This is a genomic window from Nostoc sp. NMS7 (assembly GCF_017115085.1).
In the GTDB taxonomy this organism is placed as follows: Bacteria; Cyanobacteriota; Cyanobacteriia; order Cyanobacteriales; family Nostocaceae; genus Nostoc.
This window is the reverse complement of the sequence record NZ_JABXKJ010000015.1, coordinates 1-5,410: the sequence shown is the minus strand read 5'-3', so window position 1 is coordinate 5,410 and position 5,410 is coordinate 1. Positions and strand designations below refer to the sequence as shown.

8 protein-coding genes and 1 pseudogene are annotated in these 5,410 nt (G+C 39.3%); 7 read left to right on the top strand and 2 right to left on the bottom strand.

Features of this window, described 5'->3' with window-relative positions; translation table 11 throughout:
• The first annotated feature begins 41 nt into the window (after positions 1-41).
• The 6 genes from HWQ38_RS01275 to HWQ38_RS01250 all read left to right on the top strand — a co-directional run bounded on the left by HWQ38_RS01275 (position 42) and on the right by HWQ38_RS01250 (position 3,654).
• Positions 42-191, top strand: coding sequence for a hypothetical protein (locus HWQ38_RS01275; protein ID WP_292789394.1), 150 nt, complete (start codon positions 42-44; stop codon positions 189-191).
• Positions 192-710: 519 nt separating this feature from the next.
• Positions 711-1,859 (top strand): ParM/StbA family protein, encoded by a 1,149-nt coding sequence (locus tag HWQ38_RS01270; protein WP_292789392.1) that lies wholly within the window; start codon positions 711-713, stop codon positions 1,857-1,859.
• A gap of 30 nt (positions 1,860-1,889) precedes the next feature.
• Entirely contained in the window at positions 1,890-2,357 is a 468-nt protein-coding gene (locus tag HWQ38_RS01265; RefSeq protein ID WP_292789390.1) for a hypothetical protein, read from the top strand.
• Between the two features lie 12 nt (positions 2,358-2,369).
• Positions 2,370-2,648: a hypothetical protein gene (locus HWQ38_RS01260; RefSeq protein ID WP_292789388.1), complete on the top strand. Its 279-nt coding sequence runs from the start codon at positions 2,370-2,372 to the stop codon at positions 2,646-2,648.
• A gap of 242 nt (positions 2,649-2,890) precedes the next feature.
• Positions 2,891-3,220 (top strand): hypothetical protein, encoded by a 330-nt coding sequence (locus tag HWQ38_RS01255; RefSeq protein ID WP_292789387.1) that lies wholly within the window; start codon positions 2,891-2,893, stop codon positions 3,218-3,220.
• Entirely contained in the window at positions 3,136-3,654 is a 519-nt protein-coding gene (locus tag HWQ38_RS01250) for a hypothetical protein (RefSeq protein ID WP_292789386.1), read from the top strand. Before HWQ38_RS01255 ends, HWQ38_RS01250 begins: the two co-directional genes overlap by 85 nt.
• A 298-nt stretch (positions 3,655-3,952) precedes the next feature.
• Here HWQ38_RS01250 and HWQ38_RS01245 read toward each other — a convergent pair whose 3' ends face one another.
• Entirely contained in the window at positions 3,953-4,078 is a 126-nt protein-coding gene (locus tag HWQ38_RS01245; protein WP_292704499.1) for a hypothetical protein, read from the bottom strand.
• 5 nt (positions 4,079-4,083) lie between these two features.
• Complete coding sequence (locus HWQ38_RS01240; protein WP_292789385.1) at positions 4,084-4,614, bottom strand: hypothetical protein; 531 nt, start codon at positions 4,612-4,614, stop codon at positions 4,084-4,086.
• A 47-nt stretch (positions 4,615-4,661) separates the two neighbouring features.
• On the opposite strand from HWQ38_RS01240, the pseudogene HWQ38_RS01235 reads away from it, so the two are divergent.
• A pseudogene (locus HWQ38_RS01235) lies at positions 4,662-5,410 on the top strand (hypothetical protein); the annotation flags it as partial.

Below are 5,410 nucleotides of genomic sequence, written 5' to 3'. Positions count from 1 at the left end.
CGAGGACACGTTAGCAGCTGTCAGCATTGCTCACCTCTCGGATGGGGTTTACAAAAGTTAATCCTTGTTCTATTCCATCTGTTGGTGCTACCTACTCTCGTCAAGAAATTCTGATTATTTTCTCTGTTGGCAAGATAATCACCCTTGCAATAAGTATTGAAGTCAAAATCAATCCCCGTCATCAAACTTAGTGGTGCTTGATGGCGACTGAAAAGATTTTCGTGATTCTTGGACTTCAACTTTTTTTCCGATAGATAATTGATATTTAATATAGCAAAAAAAGCGAACATTCTTTCCGCCAAATATGGCGTACTGTGCGTCAGAAAAAGATGGATTCCAGGGCTTAGACCCTCTAAAGCGTATTTTAAATTAGTAGGAAAAGATGGGGATAAATCGAGTGACTTCCGAGAAGTTCCGGGAAGTTCCGGGAACTATTGGGTTTTATTAAGCTAATGATAATTGGTTACTAGATGATGTTTAATATGTAATAACATCAGCGATGAATTTGAATTTGTGGAGTGGGACATTGGGATATATTGGGATAAATTGATGAGAATTAGTGAGGATTGGTGAGGATTGGAAACTTAGGCGATTTTCCGGAAAATGCACAAATCAGTGAAATAAAAGTGCAATTGTAATGGTTCCTAATTTTTATTTACAAATGCTGAAATCATTACGGGATAGGCGCTTTAGCTTTTTAGGAATAATTCTTGATAAAGAGTGAAAAACAGGGGAAATTTTTTGTGGATTTAATGTTGAGCCTTGATCCAGGAACTTCAATGACGAAGATGGTTTATCGTGTTTCCTTGGACATGTCTTCTAAGCCAGAATTGCTGTGTATGGAGCCAGAGTTAGTTAAGATTTCTAGAGACTCGCTCTCTTTATATGAGTCTGGGCAAATTAATCGGCCGAATCCAGAGAATGAGGCTTGGATAGAGTTAAACGGAGAATATTATGCGGTTGGGTTTTTGGCCCAAAAGTATTTTGAAGCGCGAATCAATTTTTTAGAACTCAAGTATGAGAACGCGATTCCAAAAACTTTGGCAGCAGTGGGGGCAATAGCGATTAGAGAAGGATTGAAGTCCAACCTTGATTTATCGTTGGGACTGCTGTTGCCTTATGGGGAGTGGGAAGACAGGGAAAGATTGGAGATGGGTTTAACCAAGGCACTGTCTAGCTTTAGCTTTCGAGGTCAACAATTTTGTGTAAATCTGATCAGCTTTCAGTGTTTGCCGGAGGGTGGGGGACTGGTATTGACGCGAAGTAAAAAACTCGGCACAGATTTTAATAAAGTGAACATTGCTGTGGTGATGCTGGGATTTCGGGATATATCAGCCGTAATCTTTGAGCGTGGTATATCAACTGGAAAAACAGAAGGTTTGGGTTTAGCCTGGATGCTGGAGAGAATCAAAAGCCGAACATCAGGACAGAACTTACATGATTTGTTAAAGGCTGTTCATCTATCAGGTTCAGCGTTAAAACCGAGATACTTTAACACCTTGGCTCGGAGTAAGAATGCTGAGTTTAAAGCTGAGGAAGTAGCACAAATTGTTGAAGTAGCGGAGTTATCTCGGAAAGAATACTGGAATAAAGTATCTATTTGGCTGAGTATGAATATTCCTGTTGATATTCAGCAAGTAATTATTGGTGGGGGAACATCGGAATATTTAGTTGCTGAGTTGAAAAACTTATTTACTTATACCGAGATTTCATGGGCGGCAGAATTAGAAGAGGATGTGCGCTTGGCTTTTAACCTGCCGATTAAAAAAGATGCGTTGTGCTTACGTTTCACGGATGTATACGGATTATTCCGTTATCAAAACGCTACATCAGCTATTTCAAACCATCGTGCGTCCTAGTAATTTGCTCGTTTTAAAGGAATATTAGCAATGTTTTCAGATGTTGAGTTTCGCTTACGAAGTAGAGTTAAGGCTGATAGCCCCGAAGCAATGCTGTTTAAGTATTTAAACTCGAGAAATACTCTTTATCCTGCTAAGGATATGGTGATGATTGCTATTAGCAGCTATTGGCTTCCTTTAGCCTATCAAGCTGAAGAGCAACCCGTAGATTTAGAACCACACATTCGTGCTTGTCTTTACCGCCTTCAACTTCACTCTTCATATCTGATGGGACTGCTGGGAGAAATCCCGTCTCAGGCAGCCACGATGATTGCAGTAGACAGAAATTCACTTTCATCACTTTCCCTTCCATCCAATATTCCCGCAACAGAACCATCTAAGATTCCCGCAACAGAACTATCTAAGATTCCCGCAACAGAACCATCTAAGATTCCCGCAACAGAACAAAGACAGTTAAAAGTTGACTGGTTAAATCCTTTTTCAACTTTATCTAAATAGGAATTCATGATTATGTATCAACCACAAGAACTTTTTAACAACCTCTCACCATCCGAAATTAGCCGGACTTTACGCTTGAGTGGGATACCTGAAAAAGAGTCATATACCGAGAATGATGCAGACAGGTTTCGTGAATGTCGCACTTTAATTGAGCAGGGTGGAACTGACGAGGAAGTAATGGCTCTATTATCTCCAGTTGTTGACAATGCACTGTCAGAAACTCAGGGCAATTCCTCGTCGTCAACGAAGAATGGGGGGAAAAAACAAGGTAGAAAGCCCAATTACCATTAGATATCACTGAATTACTAGTTATTGCTCGTGAAATCGGCTATAAAATCGCACTTTCTCAGGCTTTAATAATTCTCCAAGTCTGCGAACTATCTGAGCAAGATGAGTATAGCCCAGATGAGTGCGAACGCTTTCTTGAAACCTACAAATCAATAAAAGAGCAAAACAAATCCTTTGAAGAAGTTGCAGCCAGCTTAACAACTCTAGGTAAAAGCGAAAATTCTCAACAATTAAAATTAGATGCAGTGATTGAGAATGTTAGTGAAAAAGCTGTAGCGGCAAGAGAAGATTTATCTAGCTTGATTGATAAAATTACTGCTGCTCAGGCTGAAGAAGCCCCAGAGTTAGTTCAATCACTTTACCTTAAAAATGTTGCACTGAAATTACAACAGAGCGATTCTGAAAATAACCTCTTCGCTCAATTAGAAGAAAGAATCATGGCGAGAATCGCCGAAAAAAAGCAGCAGAGGCTACAGTTATCTGGAGTGACTTGGGAGACGACACCCTTACCATCTTCTTCGCCCACGCCGATGCTGTCGCCCAACGCATTAGAGAATGGAACGAATACCGATTAAAACAAGAAATTGCAGCCAAAGAACGCACTATTGATATTCAAGTCGAAAAAGCCTCCGATGCTAAAGCCAATAAATTAGCTGCCCACAAGCTGGAAAAAATACAGGCATGGAACGAAGCACAACTAGAACGTCAAAAACTTCGTCAAAAACGCTTTGAACAGTTCAAAGGACTTGTTTTTTGGCTCGGTGGTTGGGTCGGTTCTGGCCGCTCTGGTATTTTCTTTTTTGGCTCTGCCATGTTAGCTTCTGCGACTTTTGCAGGAGTAACAATCATTAATCTGCCAACAAATCTTTCCTGTCCTGATCGCAAAAGTCCCTGTTATCTGGTATATCAAATGCGATTTAACAATAAAAGTGTGATTCTTCCACAACAGACCAAGGATATTATTGCTGAGTATGAGCGCAATAAGAGTAAACCTAAACGGCGCAGATAATTAATTTATTAGAGGAGAAAATACTGTTAATTCTCCTCTAAGCAATTTTTTTAGTCAGGTATAAGTCATTCCCTACAAGCTTTTGAAGCCATTGGATATCTGTATTTTTAGTCAGGTTTTCAAGTATGTTTTGTATTGCTCTGAGTTGCATTCCAGAAAGTCTAGATAGTCCTCAGCAGCGAAAGCGATTGATGCTTTTATCAAAGAGCTATGTGACAAGAAACCTTAATATTTAGTAGCGGATTAGTTTTATGCAGGAGCAAAAGACGTTAGAAACTTATCAACAGGCGATCGCAATTTATGAAACTGCGATCGCTGCTTTACTTAACGATGCGTAACCGCCGTAGGTATCGCTTTTTTTCACATATCCAGATAAAATCACTGTATTTGATGGATAAAAACTTTCTTTACAGCCTAACCTCACCTACTTTAATAGGAGGTGTCCTTATCGAAAGGTAAGCTGTCAGCATCCTCAAAGTTCCGCAGGTCTTGTTCCATCTGAATCCGGCGTTGGGCGTAGGTTCTGTTATCTTCAATCCTTCCTCTCATCTGCCATGCACCAAAATTAATACCCTTTTCTGCGTATTTAGCAGACACTTTGTTGTAATCATCAACCTCGATTTTCTTACGCCACTCAAGCTGTTCTAGGGCACTTTCACTGATGCCAATTTGACGAGCGTATTCTACATATTCAGGTCTAAGCGAACCGTCAGGGTTAAATTCCCTTTTCTCTTGTTCGCTAAAGAAATCGTAGGCTGTGTAGATTAGCCACGGCTCTGGATCAGTCTCATCCAAGTGTTTCCACTCGTCGTATCTCGCTTTTACTCTACGAGCGTAGTCATCGACTGCTTCTGGATTTGCCCCAAGAGATAATTTTTGTTGTCTTACTTCATCTTTTAAAGTTCCATCTGTATTGAATTCTTTCTTATGCATATTTATCCAACGCTTAATTCTCGACATACAAACCTCTCAAAATATTAACTAATTTTTATTAACTTCTGAAAACCATGACTCTGGAAATTAAACATTTTGATCCCAGGCTCAATCAATGGATTTATACAGATGAGCGCCAAACTATTTTAACTGAAAATCTCAGTAATACTTTACTGGAATTTTACTTTCCTGATAAAAAATTCTCCTTTGGAGATTCAGATGAATACAGTACAGACGAAGAGTTAAAAAATCATCCAGATGGACACATTTTACTATTATCTTCAAAAACTCGCTTACTTTATGGAGAAAAAGAATGCTTAGAAACGATTCAAAAAATTTGTCCAGATAGTAAAGACCGAGGTGCTTATGGTTCCATCTTCCTTGGTGCTTGTAAAAATGCGATTTACGAAAAGCTAAACATTCTGGTAGTAGATGATTCTACTGATAACAGGGGTGAAAATGGAGGGATATTATCAAATGATTTGGCATATAAACTAGTCGGTGACTGTTATGGGCAGATTTCAACACAACTCTATGACAAAGTAACCTTAAGAGAATCCCAAGCAGATAAAAACTATCGTGTAATTCAGCATCGATTTGGTTGGGTGAATGGAGTTGGAGAGGATACAACTAAATATCGTTTTGGCAAAGGAATATTCCGACCATACAACTTAGATGAAATAGAATATGCAGATCCCAAGAGCAAACCAAAAATAGACATAATTCTCCCCGTAAGCAGTTTTAAGGGAACAGACAAGGATAGACCCAAAGGCCCTACTAAACCGCAGATTCAACCAGGATTATATCAGCAAAATATTTGGTT